Genomic DNA, 17,546 nt, shown 5'->3' with positions numbered 1-17,546 from the left:
GGACCTTATTATGATGATCATTAGCGCGCAACAACTGACACAATACCACGGAGCACATCTGGTGCTGGACGGCATAACTTTTGAAATAATGGAAGGCGACAAGGTTGCTCTGATCGGCCGCAACGGAAGCGGCAAAACAACACTTATGCGCTTGATGGCTAGGTCAAACCAGCCGGATGAAGGGCAACTCATGATTAAGAAAGATACTCGGATCGGATACGTAGCTCAAGTCCCAGAAGGCATGGATGACTATACCGTGTTAGATGTGCTGAGTCTTGGGTTCAGGGAGCTCATGGAATGTCGCACACGCATGAAGGAACTGGAGCAGCAGATGTCCGATCCTGCATGTGCAGCAGATCCTGATCAACTAGACCGTCTATTGAAACGATATTCTGCCCTGCAAGAGCAGTTTGAACGTGAGGGTGGTTATGAGATGGACGCCCAGATTGATCAGGTGGCGGATGGTTTGGATCTGGCTAAGGCGCATTATGATTGGCGCTTCGGTTCGTTATCTGGTGGAGAGCAAACCCGAGTGGTCTTGGCTTCACAGTTAATTGTAAGACCGGATCTGTTGTTATTGGATGAGCCGACAAACCATCTGGATCTGGAGCGGGTGGAGTGGCTAGAGGGATTTTTACGAGAATATCCCGGTACAGTGGTTCTCATCTCGCATGATCGTTATTTCCTTGATCGGGTGGTTACTCGAACGCTGGAGCTGGAAGATGGCGAAGCCCAGACGTCTGCTGGAGGTTATACGGCGTATATGAAGGTGAAGGAGCAACGGCTGTTACAGCAGTTTGAAGAATTTAAGGAACAGCAGAAGGTCATCAAAAAAATGAAAGAAACAATCCGCCAACTGGAAGAATGGGGACGTGTAGGCGGTAACGAGAAATTTTTCCGGCGAGCGGCTTCTATGCGCAAAGCACTGGAGCGTATGGAGCAGGTGAAGCGACCTGTGCTGGAGCGGCGCAATGCTGACTTCGACGTCCGTCCCACAGATCGCACGGGCAAGCGAGTAGCCGTTCTGGAGCACGTTGAGAAGGGATACGGCGAACGTGCAATTCTGCGCGGCGTTTCCGGTCTATTGGAGTATGGGGACAAGATTGCTCTGATCGGTCGGAACGGTTCGGGTAAGACCACGCTATTCAAGCTGTTGCTTGGTGAAGAACAACCAAATGCCGGCAAGCTGGAATGGGGCGCACGCGTGGACGTAGGGTACCTGGCTCAACAGGAGGAACCGACAAATCCGAAGCTAAACGTGCTTGAATACTTCCGATTAGAAGCTGGAGTGGAGGAAGGAGAAGCACGAGGAATTTTAGCTCGTTATCTCTTCTATGGGGCAGACGTATTCCGCTCTGTTGGACAGTTATCCGGTGGAGAGTGGACACGTCTCCGGTTAGCTCTGTTGGTTCAGCGCAAACCGAATGTGCTGCTCTTGGATGAACCGACGAACCATCTAGACATTGCCTCCAGAGAAGCGTTAGAGGAGTCGCTCGTGGATTATGAAGGAACAGTACTTGCGATCTCACATGATCGGTATTTCGTGAATCGCCTGGCTTCCCGTGTCTGGGAATTGGAAAATGGACAGATGACCACTTACCTTGGAGACTACGAGGCTTACCGCGAGAAGAAGCTTGAACGGAAAGCTCATGCAGTTGACATGGCAAACCCAGCAACTGGAGCGTCTTCTCGCAGCACTGTCGCTTCACACGGCTCTGGGAAGAAGTCGGATGCAGCCTCTATGGTGAGCGGATCTGCTGATACGGCTAAGGCTAGAGGCTGTAGCAATAACACAACTACTGAAGCGAGCAACATTTCAAATTCAACAGCAACCTCATCAGCTGCCGCTGCTGCCAACCGGGGCAAGAGTAATGACAGCACACGCTCTGCGGAGAAGCTGGAGCAGGCATTAGCTCGGCTTGAGGCGCAGATTCAGGAATTGGATCAGCAGTTGGAGACTATACAGAACAACTCGCTTGAACTGGAGAGCCTGTGGAATGAGCGTGAGCGGTTATCGGCTGAATATAATGAACTGTTGGCTCAATGGGCTGAGATGTAGGCTGTGCTGTGCGTTTTAGTTTAGCTAGCATAGCCGGTCTACGTAAGACAGCGAAGTTAATGATAATTATAGTTGCAGGAGCTAAGCTGCAGGTCAAAGGGGATATCCCATAAGTCATGAAAATGACGGGGGACATCCCCTTTAGCATTATTATCATTAAATGAATCTGACACACGCTATTCGCTCCCATTTCCCCGGATTGGAGATCTAACGAATCCCAGAGGCGTTACTTCGGCGATTCATCCGATTTTTTGGGTTTTGACACGGTTTTATGAAGGAGTAGCATTAATGAGGTTCGTTAAATCTTGCATACGTAGATGAACTGCCTATTAAGATGCGGTAGGTTCGTTAGCGCTTAGCGTGAGTGAAGAGGGGAAATTCCTTTTGAGACAATCGCAACCCTTTTTCAGGTTAAGACGGGCGCGTTGTCCCATCCATACGTTTGTTTCGGATTACTGCACTTATATGAGTGGAAGGAGGACAGCTAACATGTTCTTTTTTACATGTCATGGTGAATTGTGTAACTTTTTCTCTTCCGATGCGTTAAATACGTTTGTATGTAATGAAACGGCTCACCTAAGAGCTTGCAGAGAGGGAGGTTATCGGGATGTATTACTCATTGACGTATCGAAGCTGGTCGGATGAAAAACAAGCAGAGACCGGCGTGCTGGAGCAGGCTTCAGTGACGCGGGATGAACTGTTCATGCGTAAGCTGGTGGATGCTACACTGGTCAAAAACAAACTGTGGGCGCATCTGTCCAACGAGTGTCAGGATCAGCGGGAGCATGCCGTTTATGTGACAGCGTATGATACGCAGATGCCGGAGGGATACGGTGGGGCAATTGCGGATGCAGCCTTGGCCATGTGCAAAATGTCCTCTATGTACAGCCCAGAGTACATGCTGTGGAATGGACATTCCTTTGAGGAGCTAACGCTCACAGAGTCCTCTGTTTACACGATGGAGATTGCCGAACAGCTCCTGGATCACTATATGGTTCGCAGTGGCAAGACGTATGAGTTCTTGTATTCGGTGCTGGATGCAGATCGTAGGAAAGTGTTGTTTTTCATGAAGGAGGTGGATCTGTGATGAACGAAGAAGAGCGCAACCACAGGGGGAAACCCGGTTCCAAAGCAAAGCTGGTGGCATTCTCCCTAATGCTGGCTGTTCCTGCTGTACTGGCTGGATGTGGCAGCAACAATGATGAATGTGATCCGGAGTACGATACCGGATGTGAGTATGATTCGAGCAGTGGACATTATTATTATGGCGGTGGCTCCTCTTATCGGAGCAACAAGGACGGCAATAGCTCATATAGCTCATCCACATCCAAATCCAAATCAAGCGGGTTTGGCAGCTTCTTCCGCAGTTCGGGAGGATAACTCAATGAGGCAAGTGTATTCGTTGCCGTTCAGTCATGATGAGGTCTTTGGTGGTGAAGCAGGACATCACATTCCCTATCATCGCATGTATGGGAAGCAATATTGTGTTCCTGCACTGACGGTCTACACTCCATCCGAAGTAGAGGAGCTTCGTTCTGCGGCTGAAGCAGTGGATGCGATCTACTGCAAGGTAATGCGATTTATCCAGCGTTATATGCCTGATTCATTTCTAGAAAATCCGCTGGGCATCCACCCTGGACTTATTCCGGCAGCACGGATGGAGGCGGTTACTGGTGGGATCACCCGACAGGACTGGATCATTGGCGAAGCTGGACTGAAGTGTATTGAAAATAATACCGACACCCCTACGGGCATACCAGAGGCTGCTTCGCTTGAAGGTATTTTGATCGGGCTGGCTGAGGATGCTGCGTGGACTTCGCCATCTGCCGAGATGGCTGCTCGCATTCGGGAATGCTTCCAGTCATGGCTATCGTTCTATGCAGAGCAAGGATTGCAAGGGCCGGTGACATTCACCTCTTACGGAGATCATGTGGAGGATCGAACCAATACAGCCTATCTGATGGAACGCTGTAGGGAAGCAGGATATGAGACGTATTATGCATCGCTAGAGGAATTGGAGATTATTCCAGGTGAGGCGTTATATCATCAGGGCAGGGAGATTCAACTTTTGTATCGGCTCTATCCCCTGGAATATTTGATTGATGATCGAGATGAGAGCACAGGTGTGGAAGTCGGAGCGGCACTGCTTGAGCTTGTACGCGAGGGGCGGCTGGGCTTGATGAATCCCGTACAGCATGTGCTGATGCAGAGCAAAGGCTTCATGGCGGCAATTTGGTCACTCTATGAACGGAACGATCAGACCCCGGAATATTGCGGGTTCACGCTCTTTAATGAAGCAGAGATGGATGTTATTTCCCGTTACCTGCTGCCGACCTATTTCTCAGCTGAGCCTTTCGAGCAGAGCACAATGCCTTATGTAGCCAAGAGCTATTGGGGGCGCGAAGGCCGAGGAACGCTTTTGCTGGATGGAGATACGAATCAACTTACCCAACTACAGGGTGTGCTTCAACCGCTGAACGCTGTAATGGACGCCGGAGACTCAGCCACTAATGCAACCGATGAGAACGAAGCGAGTGAAGAGGAAGAGATTGCGGCCTATTATGACAACCAGCCCAAAATCTATCAGCAGATGGTTCCGATGGAGCAGGCTGTGATTCAGACTGAGGATGGGGTGTACAGTGGATATTTGCTCACAGGAGTGTTTGTCATTGGTGGGCGTTTTGCGGGTATGCTACCTCGGGTTGGAGAGAAGGTCACCGGAGATATGGCCTATTATTGCGCTGCTGCGGTACGTGAACGGATGAACGATGAGGAGGAGAAGGAATGGAGAACTTAGGCTTGAACCTGGTGAATGTTGCGGTGGGTATAGGTGTTTTGCTCGTCGTACTGGTATGTGGATATTTTGCATTTAGCAAATTGACCCGCTATAACGATAGCGAAGAAATCGCTAAAGGGAATGAAGCGGCAGGTATGTACATGGGTAGCAAATTGTTAGGACTGTGTATCATTGTGGGTATGGTATCCTTCTCTACACATGCATGGCTGGATATGCTCCTATGGTCGGTGCTGGGTATCATTATTCTATGCCTGGTCTATATTATATTTGATTTCCTGATTCCCAAAATGCGGGTATGTGACGAAATCGCACGAGGCAATATGGCGGTGGCGCAGCTGCTGCGTTCGGTGATCATTGGTGTTTCCATCGTCATCGGTACTTTTTTGATGTAAAATAAATCCTGACGTAAACGTTAATGTAGAACGAATCTTATACGGAAGAAGGAGCATTGCATCATGAGAAGAGTCATCATCGATACAGATACAGCAGGAGACGATACGATTGCCATCCTGACCGCATTGCATCATTTTCAGGTGGAAGGCATTACGATTACAGGTGGAAACGTGCAGTTCGACCAAGAGGTTGAAAATGCCCTGTACACGGTACAGGTTGCTGGACATGGCGGTAAGGTGCCTGTATACAAAGGGTGTGAGCGTCCCTTAATGGCATACGGGCAAGCACAGCACCGTACGGTGGAAGATGTGCATGGTGACGACGGTATGGGCGGCGCGCATTTTCCGAAGGCAGATCAGCGTCCCGAGCAGGGGCATGCGGTTGATTTTATCATTGAGAAGGTTCATGCGAACCCAGGTGAAATTGAGCTTCTGGCGATTGCCCCGTTGACGAATATCGCGATGGCGATTCAGAAGGATCCTACCATTGTTCCAGAGATTGCGCACTTGTATATCATGGGCGGAACGAATAATGCATTAGGCAATATCACACCCGCGGCAGAATATAATTTCTACGTCGATCCGGAAGCGGCCAAGATTGTGCTACATGCAGGCATTCCAATCACCATGGTAGGCTGGGAGATGTGTACCCAATACTCTGTCATGGATGATGACGATCATGCAGAGATCGCGGCGCTTGGCACATCTGGTGCCAATTTCTTCACGGCGATTAACAAAGTGGTCATGCAGTTCAACAAGTCAGTACATAAACTGAACGGTACTACGCATCCTGATACATTGTTGATGGCTGTAGCCGCAGATGAATCACTTATGACGAAATCTGGTCAGTATTATGTGGATGTGGAAGCTGCGGGAGAACTGACGCGTGGATACAGTGTGGTGGATATCAACGGACGTTTCGGTAAAGCGCCAAATGTACGTGTATGTGAGGCGATTAACCGTCCTCAGTTCAAGTCCATGCTGCTGGATGTGCTATCAGCTATTCGATAAACGAAAGAACAACATCAACCGTACCTATAACAGGTACGGTTTTTAATGTCTATTTTACGATTCACGGTATTGTGAGTACAGGATTCTTCTAGCCTTGCTGCAACAAAAAGGATCGAATGCCCGTGGTGACTAGATCATGGTCTTCCTCGTCGGGCAAGCCTGAAACGGTGATCGTACCCACCTGTCCCCCATTTTCAATAATCAGTGGGAAAGCACCACCGGCTAGTACATAGTCTGCGTCAGCCAGGTTATAATTTTGCTCAAGGGATTGGTTCTCGTTTCTCAGCCGCAGGGCGGTATGCCAAGAGCTGGAGAAGAAGTGGTTCACCACATTATTTTTACGTCTAATCCAGTGTTCATTGTCGGGATGTGTACCCTCCATCGCATGCAAAAATAGACGGTGTCCCTTCAATGTGATGTCGATGGTTACGGCTTGTGCACGGCGTTTGGCTTCTGCGACGAGATGCAGGCCTAGCTGGAGCGCTGTTTCTGAATTAAAGGTGTGGAAGATCAGTTCTTTTTCTTCCTGCTGCATTTCCTTTAATTTCTCTGTCAGTGGTAGATTCAAATTCGGGCAGCTCCTCTTCAATATGATTGTTGTCTACATTCGACATAGCTCGGGTCGGTACCTGCTGGATGCAGATGGACAAGCACATCAAAGGTCGTGAACTGTGTTGCACCTCGGGTGGTCATTTGGAGACCGTGTATCCACTGTGGTAAAGTAAGGGGAACGTAATAGACAACATTTTAAATATTAGAGGTTGTTCAAAAAGTCCGCTTTTGATTACGAAGGATGCCTTGAGGCATCTCAGCGTCGAATATGGGATTCAGCCGAAATGTCCGTTGCTCACGTAGTTTTGCCTACGCTCTGCTACTCCATTTCTATCTTTATCCCATCTTCTTGGTACTGAAAACCGACCTTTTTGAACACGCACTATTAGAAATCATTTTAATAATCTTATTAATAATTCTAAAGTAATTATCGCTTAGAGTTGCGCAGTAGACAGGAGGAGAGGGTACGATGCTGTTTTATTTTGTGGCACTGCTGGTGACCTTAGTGGATCAAGGAACCAAGATTGCAGTGAGGATGTATATGGAAGTTGGAGATGTGATGAGACTCGGCGACTCTGGCATGCAGCTCCAACATTACGAGAACACCGGCATGGCCGGCAGTTTGTTTCAGGGAAATGCACGCTTATTCGGCGTGATTGCTGTCCTGTTCATCGCAGGCATTTTATATTACCGCAGAAAAGGGGAGATTCGTGGTTTCTGGATGCAGGCTGGCGCAGGCTTCATGGTAGGTGGAGCGCTCGGTAATGCGCTCGACCGATTCATTTACGCCCGGGTAACGGATTTCCTGGTGTTCCCTTCTGGACGCGGCATCTTGAATCTCGCAGATGTTGCGATCAACATCGGTGTAGTGATGATTATTATCGGCATGTTAATCCGTGCATTTCAGGGTTATCGCGCTAAACGGTTACGTAATGCTTTGCCCAAAATTGAACGTCCGTAACGTATAGAATAACAGCAGGTTGTTATAGGCCGTAAAGCTACTAAATGAGAGACATTGGATGAATTCCGATGTCTCTTTTTTGGTTGTTTTCCATCCCTTGAGCAGAATAGATCGCTTGATTCATTTTAATCGAAATCGTTTTAGAAATAAGAAAGGGCATTTTATGTCGATTGATGTAAGTACAGAAGTGCGTAGAGCGAATGGAAGAATTGCACATGGTTCCTCCAAGCACTCTATGGGTATGTATTTACATATTACGCAAAGGAGGTACAACATGAGAACATCAATTACTAAGGCTCTCGGGGCGCTATTGCTGTGTGGAATGATGGCTGTACTTCTATCTTCCTGTACGAGCAGAGATAGCGCGAATGGCAAAGTGCAGATTGAATTTTTTCAGAACAAGCCTGAGGCGAAGGCAACATTTGACGATCTGATCCAAACCTTCAACGCAGCGCATGCTGATATCCAGGTCACTCAGGTCAATCCTCCTGATGCCGAGACGGTTTTGAAGACGAGGGTTGTCAAGAATGACATCCCCGATATTATGGCGATGGGTGCGACCGATACCTATTCAACGCTGGCTCAAAGCGATATTTTCACCGATCTGACAGACAGCTCCCTAGTCCAAACGATTGACCCCAATTACATACAGATGCTAAAGGATGTTACGGGAATGGATGAAGTGACAGGTATTCCTTACGCAACAAATGCAAACGGCATCATGTACAACAAAACGTTGTTTAACGAAATGGGACTGGACGTGCCCAAGACATGGGATGAGCTCATCGCTACTGCCCAGCAAATTAAGGATGCAGGCAAAATTCCTTTTTACTTCACATACAAAGATGACTGGCAGACCAATCTACCGTTCAATGCATTGGGGCCTAACCTCGTTGGCATCGATTTCTATCTCGAACGTCGTGAGAATAAGGTGACCTTCAAGGAGAAGTATCGTGAGGTCGCGGAGAAACAGCTTGAACTGATGAAGTATGGTCATAGCGATAACTTCGGTAAAGCGTATTCGGATGGTAACCGGGCGTTTGCTAATGGTGAAGCCTTCATGTACATCCAAGGAACGTGGGCTATCCCGGAGATTCGTAAGGCGAATCCAAATGTGGACATTGGCTTCTTCCCGTTCCCAACAGGTAATGACGCAAGTCAGATCAAGCTTGTAAACGGTATCGATTCGTTGTTTACCATTGCGGCGGATACACCAAACCGTGCACAGGCCGAGGAGTTCATTGCCTTTTTGCTGGAGCCTGAGAATATCGGGAGATATATCGACGAACAGACATTGTTCTCTGCGGTAGAGGGCGTCAAGCAGGATGATCCTGCCGTGCAGGAATTGATGCCATATATTGAGCAGGGCAAGGTCATCGACTTCGCCGATCACTATATTCCAGCCGCTGTGCAACTGAATTCCATCGTGCAGTCCTTTTTGCAAAATCAAAATATTGATAACTATCTAGATACACTCGACAAAGAATGGGACAAGGTAGCGAACCGGCGTTAACCCTTGTCCGTAGGAGGATGGCATATGAACAAACGCATGGCACCCTATTACTGGATGACCGTTCCGGCGGTCGTATTGTTCTTCGTATTTATGACGCTGCCGGCAATCCAAGGGATCTATTATTCATTCACGAACTACAATGGATTCGGTAAACAATATGATTTTGTCGGATTCAAAAACTACTTCAACTTATTTCGGGATGACAATGTGGGTAATGCCTACTGGTTTACCTTCAAATTCGCGATCGTGGTCACGATCTTAACGAATATCCTTAGCCTGCTTATTGCCCTAGGGCTCAATGCCAAGATTAAGTTCCGTAACTTTTTCCGTGGTATCTACTTTTTGCCCAATATTCTAAGTGTATTGATTGTAGGTTACATATTTAACTACCTGTTCTCCAACGTATTTCCGATCTGGGGACAGAACCTCGGCATCAACGCACTATCAACGAACATTCTGGGTAGCGAAAGCTTAGCCTGGATCGGGATCGTCATTGTGGCAGTGTGGCAGTCGGTGGCATTAAACACCATTCTGTATTTGGCTGGTTTGCAAACGATATCACCAACACTGTATGAGGCATCAAGTATTGACGGTGCAGGTAAATGGCGTGAGTTCTGGAGCATTACCTTCCCGCTTATTGCGCCATTCTTCACGATTAATATGGTGCTCGCGATGAAGAACTCGCTCATGGTCTTCGACCAAATCGTAGCTTTAACTAACGGTGGCCCCGGACGGGCAACGCAGTCGATCTCCCATCTAATCTACACAGGAGGATTCGAAGGCGGCGAATATGCATATCAGTCTGCGAACTCGGTTATATACTTCATCGTTATTGCGGTGATTTCCATTCTACAAATCCGGTTCCTGCAAAGAAGGGAGATGGATCTGTAATGAGAAGCCGTCTAGGTACGAACTGGCTCGTGATGTTACTTGTTGTGCTGGGTACACTGTTTATCTTGTTCCCACTGTATATGACCGTTACGATTGCTCTGAAAAATCCAGAGCAGATGGCACAGTCGGTATTCGCCATTCCGACAACACTCCACTGGGAGAACTTCGCAAGTGCGATTGATATGACGAACTTCTTCCAGTCGTTCCGTAATAGTGCCATGGTGACCGCATCGACGGTTGTGCTCACACTTCTGAGCAACTCGATGGTCGCTTATGCGATATCACGTAATATGGAGAAACGAAAGTTTTTCAAAGGGCTATATTACTACTTCGTCAGTGCAATGTTCATTCCGTTTCCCATCATTATGCTGCCGATTGTTAAGCTGACGTCTTCGCTTGAGATGACTAACTTACTTGGCCTTACTTTGTTGCATACGGTCTATGGACTTGCCTTTAACGTATTTGTGTATGTTGGGTATATCCGTTCGATTCCGGTGACGCTGGAGGAGGCGGCATTTGTGGATGGTGCGACGACTTGGGGCACGTTCTGGCGGATCATTTTCCCGTTAATGGCACCGATCAGTGCCACCGTCGGTATTCTGACATGTCTGTCGACCTACAATGACTTCTTGCTACCGCTCGTCATTATCAGCGATCCGTCTCAATATACACTGCCACTGGTGCAGTATGTGTTCCAGGGTCAGTTCAATACAGATTTCAACCTAGCGTTTGCCTCCTATCTGCTCGCATTGTTGCCGATGATCATCATTTATCTATTCGCGCAGAAATGGATTATTAACGGGGTGACACAAGGTTCTATTAAATAAACAGCGCTATCTTCAAGTCTGAACCCATCGGTTCAGGCTTTTTGTTGTATGTAAATATTATGAGAGAGCATCTTTTTCCATTCATTTTCAAAATTTTTGAAAAAAATAAAATTATTTTCGTAAAAGCGGATGCTTTTTCAGAAAGTCTATGCTACTATACCCCTTGTTTACATGTTGAAACATCAAGATTCAATGTCGGAAGTTTAAGTGCAATTATTTATTTTATGGAGATTAAAGAGGTGACATCATGAGTGCAGCCGTTACGGAAACAGGGACACAGCAACAGGGCAAATCGCTTAATCTGTTCGCATTAACCTGGCCGATTTTTCTGGAATTATTTTTGTTTATGTTAATGGGTACGGTCGATACGTTGATGATTAGTTCCGTGTCAGACAATGCAGTAGCTGGAATCGGAGCTTCGAACCAGATCATTACGATAGCGATCTTGCTCTTGGAGGTTGTCGGTAACGGAGCTGCGATTGTTGTTGCTCAATATATCGGATCGAAGAAACTGTATGAAGCAGCCAAAATTACAGGTATGGCAATTACGCTGAACCTCATTGTAGGTCTAGTGCTCAGCGGGGCGTTCCTTGTGTTTGGCGGAATGCTGCTGGAGAAAATGAACGTGCAGGGTGAGATTCTAGTCTATGCCAAAGCGTACATGCACATTGTCGGAGGCGCCATCTTCCTTCAAGCGTTGATTAATTCCTTGGCTGCGATTATTCGTACGTATGGATTTACCAAAGAGACAATGTATGTCTCTGTATTTATGAACGTGCTTCACGTTGTGCTTAACTATATTCTGATCTTTGGTCACCTCGGCATGCCAGCACTTGGGGTAGAGGGCGCAGCGATCTCAACCATTGTGAGCCGTTTTGTCTGTCTGTTGATCTTCTTCTGGTTGCTCTATCGTGTGACCGAAGTGCGAGTGGAAATTAAGTTCTATCTGCAATTTACGAAAAACTATGTAGCGAAGATTCTGAAGATTGGTATTCCATCTGCCGTAGAGCAGATTATGTATCATTCCTGTCAGCTTGTCTTTTTCTTCTATGCCACGTTCCTGGGTGCAGAAGCACTGGCTTCTCGCCAATATGCGCATAATATCTCGTCTTATATCTATCTATTCAGTATGGCGATTGGTATGGGTACAGCAATTATGGTGGGACGACTGGTGGGTGCCAAGCAGCAAGAGACGGCTTACCAGCGTGTTTGGAAAAGTGTAAAATGGGCCATGATCGCGACCATTGCCGTTGATCTAGTCGTGATCGCATTCCGTGTACCGCTTGTAGGCTTGTTCACGGATAATCCGGAAGTGATTCGGATTGCTGCGCAGGTCATCCTGCTCAGTATCGTGCTTGAAACGGGACGCACAACCAACATTGTGATCATTAACTCCCTTCGTGCCGCAGGAGATGCCAAGTTCCCGGTATATATGGGACTGATCTCGATGGTCTGCCTAAGCTTGCCGCTAGGATACCTGTTTGTATTCCAACTGAACATGGGTCTGGCAGGAATCTGGCTAGCCATTGCAGCCGATGAGTGGACACGAGCCTTCATTATGTATTTCCGCTGGAAGAGTCGGGCTTGGGAGAAACACGCCCTTGTGGATCATGACGAGGATGATTCGATTGGAGCGCAGCCCGTTCCAGCAGTATAAGGTAGAAGCTAATATCAACCATTCGCGAAGAATGGGATGATTTAAGTCGTTCAATAGATGAGCCGATTATAGGGAGTAATGTTCCTATGGTCGGCTTTTTTCTGTGGTCTGCTTTCGCTATACATAAATGTAGCAAAAATGATCAAAACGGAGACGTCTCTTTCCCGTATAGTACAGATATAGAAAGGGGCTGCACTTCAATTTGAATCTATACAGTGAAATGGTTCAGCAAAGTCTGTATTTTATCGAGACTCGTCTGTACGAAGATATAGGGCTTGAAGAAGTGGCTTCAGAAGCTGGATTATCGCCCTATCACTATCACCGTGTATTTCGGAAAGAGGTAGGCATGACCGTTGTAGAATATATTCGCAACCGCCGTTTGAGTGAGACTTCCACCATACTTAGATCTACCAATATAGGGATCTTGGACATTTCCCTTGGGTGTGGGTTTGAAAGCCAGGAAGCATTCACGCGAGCATTTAAAAAGGTGTACGGACTGCCACCAGGTCGATTTCGCAAATTGTTTAACCTGAAGCTATTTAAAGCTAAATCTAGAGGAGGAGAATTAATGATGAATGATACATCAACGGTTCATGGATGGATATTAACTGGGAGTCACCCGCAAAATTATGAAATGGGCATAGATCCTAAAGTGGTACATCAGGGTAAATCCTCAGGGTATATGAAATCCATCACACCGATGGAAATGAATGAGTTCGCTACAATGATGCAACAATTCAAAGCAGATAAGTATGTAGGTAAACGTATGAAGTTTTCAGGATTCGTCATGAACGAAAAGGTAGAGCATTTCTGTAGTTTATGGATGCGGGTGGACAATAACGTTCAGGATGTTCTTCAGTTTGATAATATGCATGATCGCCCAATCACTGGCACACAGCCATGGAATCAATACCATATTGTGCTCGATGTGCCAGAAGGCAGTGCAGTTATATCATTTGGGGTTATTTTATATGGCAAAGGCAAAGTGTGGGTGGATAGCTTCCGTTTTGAAGAAGTGGATCGTAATACGCCAGTTACCCACATGGATACCGAATATGAGATGATGGATGAACCGGTGAATCTGTCATTCGAAGAATAGAAGATGTGTACTATACTTTGTGCATAGTATAGCCAACCTGATACACGGGGTGGCTCTTTTTGTCGTTCGTGGGGTATAAAACAAGGGAAACAAAGCTCAAGCTGGGGAATATGGATGTCAGGTGAAGGTGGATGCTTAGGTGTGCAGATGTGAATCAGGCTGCATAGCCAATTTGCCAAACCCTTGGTACCATATATCTATGAATCGTTTTGATGTGATATCAATCAACGAAGAAGTAACTGATGAAATAACGGAAGAGGATGAATCCGATGAATAAAAAAGTGCTGGTTGTGGATGACGAAACAAGTATTGTCAGTGCCATCGCCTATGCTTTGCGCCGGGAAGGCTATGAAGTGGAGACGGCCAATGATGGGGAAGAAGCACTGGAGAAGGTGGCAACGTTCCATCCGCAGGTTATGATTCTAGACGTGATGATGCCGAAGCTCGATGGCTACGGTGTATGTCGTAGACTTGAGGATCGGGAGGACATTGGCATTATTTTATTAACAGTTAAAAATGATATTGTAGACAAAATCGTGGGCCTGGAAATGGGCGCCGATGATTATATGACGAAGCCGTTCGAGATTCGCGAACTGCTTGCCAGAGTGAAAGCCCTGATGCGCCGTGTGGAGAAGAGCAGTCCACCGCCAGAAGATCAGAAGAGCCAAGCGATTACTAATGGAGCTCTGCGTATTCATGTTGCTCATCGCACCGTCACTGTAAATGATGAGAAGCTGGAGCTTACGCCAAAGGAGTTCGACCTACTTACGATTCTGATGTCCAATCCAGAACGCGTATACACCCGCGATGATCTGCTGGATCGAGTATGGGGGATGGAGTATGCAGGGGGTACCCGTACGGTGGATATCCATATTCAGCGTCTTCGCAAAAAAATTGGTGATACGGATCAGGAGAAGCTACAGACCGTCTACGGGATCGGATATAAGGCATCTGCTCCCGAAGCGAGTGGACGGATATGAGAGTGAGCATCAAACTGAAATTCAGTGTTTTCCTCGCAGCCTTGCTGATTCTCACGGTCGTTGTGCTCAGCTACCTCGTATTACGCGGTATCGAGCGCAACCAGCAAACGCAGATCGAGGACATTCTGTCACAACAGACCCGTCTGGTGAATCTGAACGTACGACAGTCCTACTATACGGAGTCGATCCACCTGGAGCCGGATGCATTTTTACAACAGAGCGGTCGCCGGCTTGCCCAGGAACTCGCTAACTCCACAGGGCTTCCTATCGCTCTATATGATATGAAGGGACAACAGGTAGGCTCATCCATCACAACCGGAGAACGTACAGAAGATATGACGGAGACGCTGAATTATGTGCTTCAAAATAAGATCGTGTATCGGGAGCAGGGGGAGACGCTTCTCTATGTTGCTCCACTTGATGGGCCAGATGGACAGATGGGTGCTGTGCGAATGCAGTATTCCATCCAGAGTTATCACGAATTTTACGCTCGAATTCTGAATTTATTTATGTGGGCAGGAATTGCCGTGGTAGGGTTAAGCTTTGTTCTCGGTTATCTTTTCTATAATCGATTTGCTGTGGCGATCACACGCTTGAAGAAGTCTGCGGATTCCATCCGCGAAGGGGATTATATCGAAGCATCACCTGTGAAACGGAAGGATGAGCTGGGGGAGCTAGGTCAGGGCATCTATTATATGAGCAACTCCATTCGTCAGAATATTACAGCGATGCATGATGAGCAGCAGAAACTGAAGCTGGCCATCGAGAAGCTTCAAGCGCTCGAACAACAGCAGAAACAATATATTGGGAACATCAGTCATGAGTTCAAGACACCACTCACCTCAATCAAGGCCTATGTTGAATTACTGAACATGTACAAGGATGATCCTCAGTTATTGGAGGATGCGACCAATAACATAAGTAAAGAAACAGAGCGGTTGTATGAGATGGTCGAGAAGGTGCTGCACATCTCGGCATTGGAGAAGTATGATTTTGAGAATCAGGCTGAGGATGTCGAAGTTCGGGCATTACTGGAGGATGCTTGTGGACGGATGCGCGGCAAAGCGGAGAAGTTCGGGCTTGCAATGGAAATGCATCTAGAGCCGGCAACTATCCACAGTGACCGGGAGAACCTGATGCACATCTTCATTAATTTGTTGGACAACGCTATTAAATATAACGAACCAGCCGGTGTGATTCGTGTCTACAGTGAGCCGCGTGTACAAGAACAGAAGGCAGTTATTCGTATCTTCAACTCGGGTGTGCCGATTCCGGAAGAGTCACGGGAGAAGATATTTGAACCTTTTTACACCGTTAACAAGGATCGAGCTAGAAAGACCGGCGGGACAGGCCTCGGGCTATCACTCGTAAAGCAATTTGTAGAAAAGCAGGGCGGAACAATTCAGTTGTTACCACTGCATAAGGACGAAGAAGAAGGAACGACATTTGAATTGACTTTTCCGCTTGCGAATCCAAGTTTACAAGTTGGAAACAATTCTGAATAACTTTGGATGTAACCCATCGGTATGATTGATCTATAGACAGCATTCAGGGGGGAACATGATGAATTGGAAACAGATGGCCTTAGGTGCGGTTGGGGCGATATCACTCTTGTCCATAGTGGCATGCGGGGGAAATACAGGAACGAACGGTAGCATGGGAAGTGGCGCAGGAGGGACAGATATCGTCGTTAAAGATAATACGAATCCATCCGTATACCAGAGCTTCAAGCTTGAGAAAATCGATAAAATCGCAAATATTCGCGGTGTGGGCTGGTTAACATCTGACTCGATTTTGCTAGATAAGCCGAATAAAGATCTTAAGCCAGTCACGGTTGAGGGAGAAGAACGCTATCCAAACAATATATATATGCATGACCTTGCGAAAGGAACGGATACGTTGCTAAAAGAGAGTGATGTAAGTCTTGCGGCGCCAATGGCCTCACCGGATGGACAATATGTTTTCTATCGTGAGCCTGAGGAGAGTGTGGGCAAAGGCTTCATTCTGAATCTGAATAATGGCGAGTCTGTACAAACGGGTAAGGATATGGGATTCGTGGGTGAGGGTGCGTGGCTGGATAATACACATGTTGTGTATCCGAATATGGAAGGCAATCTGGTCTCGGCCGATGTCGAAGGCAACACCAAAGTATTAGTCGAGGTAGGTAGCTTCAACATTCGTAGTGTAGAGGTTTCCGGCAGCACAGTATACTACATTACGGGTGAGGACGGTCAGCTGAACGCTTACGATGCGGAGACTGGCGAAGTGAAGCAGGTATTGAAAAGTGTGGAGTGGGTTATTCCGTCCAACGATGGTACGAGACTAGCTATTGTGAAAAAAACAGCCGATACGAAGCGTGCACTAGTGCTTACTGATCTAGAAGGCAATGAGAAAGCTACGCTTGCGCGCGGCACGCAAATATTTGGCACAAGCTGGTCGCAAGATGATTCCAAAATTGCCTATACAATCAATTCCGAGAGTGATAACGAAAAAGGATTGTTTGTGTCTAACACCGAGTCGGCCGAACAATTCCAGATCTCTGCGGACATGGATAACGTGTCTGACCCGCTTGCTTGGAGCCCAGAAGGCAGTAAAATATTGCTGTCACAGTCTGTGCTGGACAGTACAGGATATCACTTTGAGACCTCGATCATTACCATCTCGGAGTGAGTTGAATTAATTAATGGTAGGGAAAGATCCAGCATAATTCCATAACTTGCTTGCCTTTCTATACATTTATATTGACTAAGTCCTTGCGCTTCCGATAAACTAGAATGCAGGAATTAAAGTCGAATGTTGTGCAGCAG

17 protein-coding genes are annotated in these 17,546 nt (G+C 47.0%); 16 read left to right on the top strand and 1 reads right to left on the bottom strand.

Features of this window, described 5'->3' with window-relative positions:
- The first annotated feature begins 10 nt into the window (after positions 1–10).
- From V6W81_RS27700 to V6W81_RS27670, 7 genes are all read left to right on the top strand, one after another.
- Positions 11–2,059: an ABC-F family ATP-binding cassette domain-containing protein gene (locus V6W81_RS27700; RefSeq protein ID WP_338541015.1), complete on the top strand. Its 2,049-nt coding sequence runs from the start codon at positions 11–13 to the stop codon at positions 2,057–2,059.
- 489 nt (positions 2,060–2,548) lie between these two features.
- A complete protein-coding gene (locus V6W81_RS27695) occupies positions 2,549–2,704 on the top strand; it encodes a hypothetical protein (RefSeq protein WP_338541014.1) in 156 nt (51 codons plus the stop codon).
- Positions 2,667–3,146, top strand: a complete 480-nt coding sequence (locus V6W81_RS27690) for a hypothetical protein (RefSeq protein WP_310137632.1) — start codon at positions 2,667–2,669, stop codon at positions 3,144–3,146. Before V6W81_RS27695 ends, V6W81_RS27690 begins: the two co-directional genes overlap by 38 nt.
- Positions 3,146–3,439, top strand: a complete 294-nt coding sequence (locus V6W81_RS27685) for a hypothetical protein (protein WP_145045189.1) — start codon at positions 3,146–3,148, stop codon at positions 3,437–3,439. The genes V6W81_RS27690 and V6W81_RS27685 overlap by 1 nt, the downstream gene beginning before the upstream one ends.
- Positions 3,440–3,443: 4 nt before the next feature.
- The gene (locus V6W81_RS27680; RefSeq protein ID WP_338541013.1) at positions 3,444–4,856 is read left to right on the top strand and encodes a glutathionylspermidine synthase family protein; all 1,413 of its coding nucleotides are present in this window, start codon (positions 3,444–3,446) and stop codon (positions 4,854–4,856) included.
- Positions 4,844–5,248 carry a DUF350 domain-containing protein gene (locus V6W81_RS27675; protein ID WP_338541012.1) on the top strand — a complete coding sequence of 135 codons (405 nt, stop codon included), beginning with the start codon at positions 4,844–4,846 and terminating at the stop codon, positions 5,246–5,248. Before V6W81_RS27680 ends, V6W81_RS27675 begins: the two co-directional genes overlap by 13 nt.
- Positions 5,249–5,311: 63 nt before the next feature.
- On the top strand, positions 5,312–6,259 hold the full coding sequence (locus tag V6W81_RS27670; protein ID WP_145044691.1) for a nucleoside hydrolase: 948 nt from the start codon (positions 5,312–5,314) through the stop codon (positions 6,257–6,259).
- A gap of 88 nt (positions 6,260–6,347) precedes the next feature.
- On the opposite strand, the gene V6W81_RS27665 is transcribed toward V6W81_RS27670, so the two are convergent.
- Positions 6,348–6,827 (bottom strand): heme-degrading domain-containing protein, encoded by a 480-nt coding sequence (locus V6W81_RS27665; protein WP_145044689.1) that lies wholly within the window; start codon positions 6,825–6,827, stop codon positions 6,348–6,350.
- Positions 6,828–7,280: 453 nt separating this feature from the next.
- Between V6W81_RS27665 and lspA the strand changes: the two genes are divergently transcribed.
- The 9 genes from lspA to V6W81_RS27620 all read left to right on the top strand — a co-directional run bounded on the left by lspA (position 7,281) and on the right by V6W81_RS27620 (position 17,409).
- The gene (gene lspA, locus V6W81_RS27660; protein ID WP_145044687.1) at positions 7,281–7,772 is read left to right on the top strand and encodes a signal peptidase II; all 492 of its coding nucleotides are present in this window, start codon (positions 7,281–7,283) and stop codon (positions 7,770–7,772) included.
- A gap of 322 nt (positions 7,773–8,094) precedes the next feature.
- Entirely contained in the window at positions 8,095–9,285 is a 1,191-nt protein-coding gene (locus V6W81_RS27655; RefSeq protein ID WP_397349475.1) for an ABC transporter substrate-binding protein, read from the top strand.
- A gap of 24 nt (positions 9,286–9,309) precedes the next feature.
- Positions 9,310–10,176, top strand: coding sequence for a carbohydrate ABC transporter permease (locus V6W81_RS27650; protein WP_056701770.1), 867 nt, complete (start codon positions 9,310–9,312; stop codon positions 10,174–10,176).
- Positions 10,176–11,003: a carbohydrate ABC transporter permease gene (locus V6W81_RS27645; RefSeq protein WP_145044685.1), complete on the top strand. Its 828-nt coding sequence runs from the start codon at positions 10,176–10,178 to the stop codon at positions 11,001–11,003. The genes V6W81_RS27650 and V6W81_RS27645 overlap by 1 nt, the downstream gene beginning before the upstream one ends.
- Before the next feature lie 247 nt (positions 11,004–11,250).
- Positions 11,251–12,660 carry an MATE family efflux transporter gene (locus V6W81_RS27640; protein ID WP_338541011.1) on the top strand — a complete coding sequence of 470 codons (1,410 nt, stop codon included), beginning with the start codon at positions 11,251–11,253 and terminating at the stop codon, positions 12,658–12,660.
- Positions 12,661–12,880: 220 nt separating this feature from the next.
- Positions 12,881–13,759, top strand: a complete 879-nt coding sequence (locus tag V6W81_RS27635; RefSeq protein ID WP_145045187.1) for a helix-turn-helix domain-containing protein — start codon at positions 12,881–12,883, stop codon at positions 13,757–13,759.
- A gap of 269 nt (positions 13,760–14,028) precedes the next feature.
- Complete coding sequence (locus V6W81_RS27630; RefSeq protein ID WP_145044682.1) at positions 14,029–14,739, top strand: response regulator transcription factor; 711 nt, start codon at positions 14,029–14,031, stop codon at positions 14,737–14,739.
- Positions 14,736–16,244 (top strand): sensor histidine kinase, encoded by a 1,509-nt coding sequence (locus V6W81_RS27625; protein ID WP_338541010.1) that lies wholly within the window; start codon positions 14,736–14,738, stop codon positions 16,242–16,244. The genes V6W81_RS27630 and V6W81_RS27625 overlap by 4 nt, the downstream gene beginning before the upstream one ends.
- Before the next feature lie 55 nt (positions 16,245–16,299).
- Positions 16,300–17,409: a hypothetical protein gene (locus V6W81_RS27620; protein ID WP_338541009.1), complete on the top strand. Its 1,110-nt coding sequence runs from the start codon at positions 16,300–16,302 to the stop codon at positions 17,407–17,409.
- Positions 17,410–17,546: the final 137 nt, after the last annotated feature.

It is taken from the genome of Paenibacillus tundrae (assembly GCF_036884255.1).
In the GTDB taxonomy this organism is placed as follows: domain Bacteria; phylum Bacillota; class Bacilli; order Paenibacillales; family Paenibacillaceae; genus Paenibacillus.
Note: the sequence above shows the minus strand (reverse complement) of the source record. Positions and strands in the feature narration are given on the sequence as shown.

Excerpts from the sequence above, each read along its gene's own strand:
- V6W81_RS27620 (WP_338541009.1), top strand. The coding sequence starts at position 16,300 with ATGATGAATTGGAAACAGATGGCCTTAGGTGCGGTTGGGGCGATATCA.
- V6W81_RS27685 (WP_145045189.1), top strand. The coding sequence starts at position 3,146 with ATGAACGAAGAAGAGCGCAACCACAGGGGGAAACCCGGTTCCAAAGCA.
- V6W81_RS27675 (WP_338541012.1), top strand. The coding sequence starts at position 4,844 with ATGGAGAACTTAGGCTTGAACCTGGTGAATGTTGCGGTGGGTATAGGT.
- V6W81_RS27650 (WP_056701770.1), top strand. The coding sequence starts at position 9,310 with ATGAACAAACGCATGGCACCCTATTACTGGATGACCGTTCCGGCGGTC.
- V6W81_RS27625 (WP_338541010.1), top strand. The coding sequence starts at position 14,736 with ATGAGAGTGAGCATCAAACTGAAATTCAGTGTTTTCCTCGCAGCCTTG.
- V6W81_RS27670 (WP_145044691.1), top strand. The coding sequence starts at position 5,312 with ATGAGAAGAGTCATCATCGATACAGATACAGCAGGAGACGATACGATT.
- V6W81_RS27645 (WP_145044685.1), top strand. The coding sequence starts at position 10,176 with ATGAGAAGCCGTCTAGGTACGAACTGGCTCGTGATGTTACTTGTTGTG.
- V6W81_RS27695 (WP_338541014.1), top strand. The coding sequence starts at position 2,549 with ATGTTCTTTTTTACATGTCATGGTGAATTGTGTAACTTTTTCTCTTCC.
- V6W81_RS27630 (WP_145044682.1), top strand. The coding sequence starts at position 14,029 with ATGAATAAAAAAGTGCTGGTTGTGGATGACGAAACAAGTATTGTCAGT.
- lspA (WP_145044687.1), top strand. The coding sequence starts at position 7,281 with ATGCTGTTTTATTTTGTGGCACTGCTGGTGACCTTAGTGGATCAAGGA.
- V6W81_RS27655 (WP_397349475.1), top strand. The coding sequence starts at position 8,095 with ATGATGGCTGTACTTCTATCTTCCTGTACGAGCAGAGATAGCGCGAAT.
- V6W81_RS27680 (WP_338541013.1), top strand. The coding sequence starts at position 3,444 with ATGAGGCAAGTGTATTCGTTGCCGTTCAGTCATGATGAGGTCTTTGGT.
- V6W81_RS27635 (WP_145045187.1), top strand. The coding sequence starts at position 12,881 with ATGGTTCAGCAAAGTCTGTATTTTATCGAGACTCGTCTGTACGAAGAT.
- V6W81_RS27690 (WP_310137632.1), top strand. The coding sequence starts at position 2,667 with ATGTATTACTCATTGACGTATCGAAGCTGGTCGGATGAAAAACAAGCA.
- V6W81_RS27640 (WP_338541011.1), top strand. The coding sequence starts at position 11,251 with ATGAGTGCAGCCGTTACGGAAACAGGGACACAGCAACAGGGCAAATCG.
- V6W81_RS27700 (WP_338541015.1), top strand. The coding sequence starts at position 11 with ATGATGATCATTAGCGCGCAACAACTGACACAATACCACGGAGCACAT.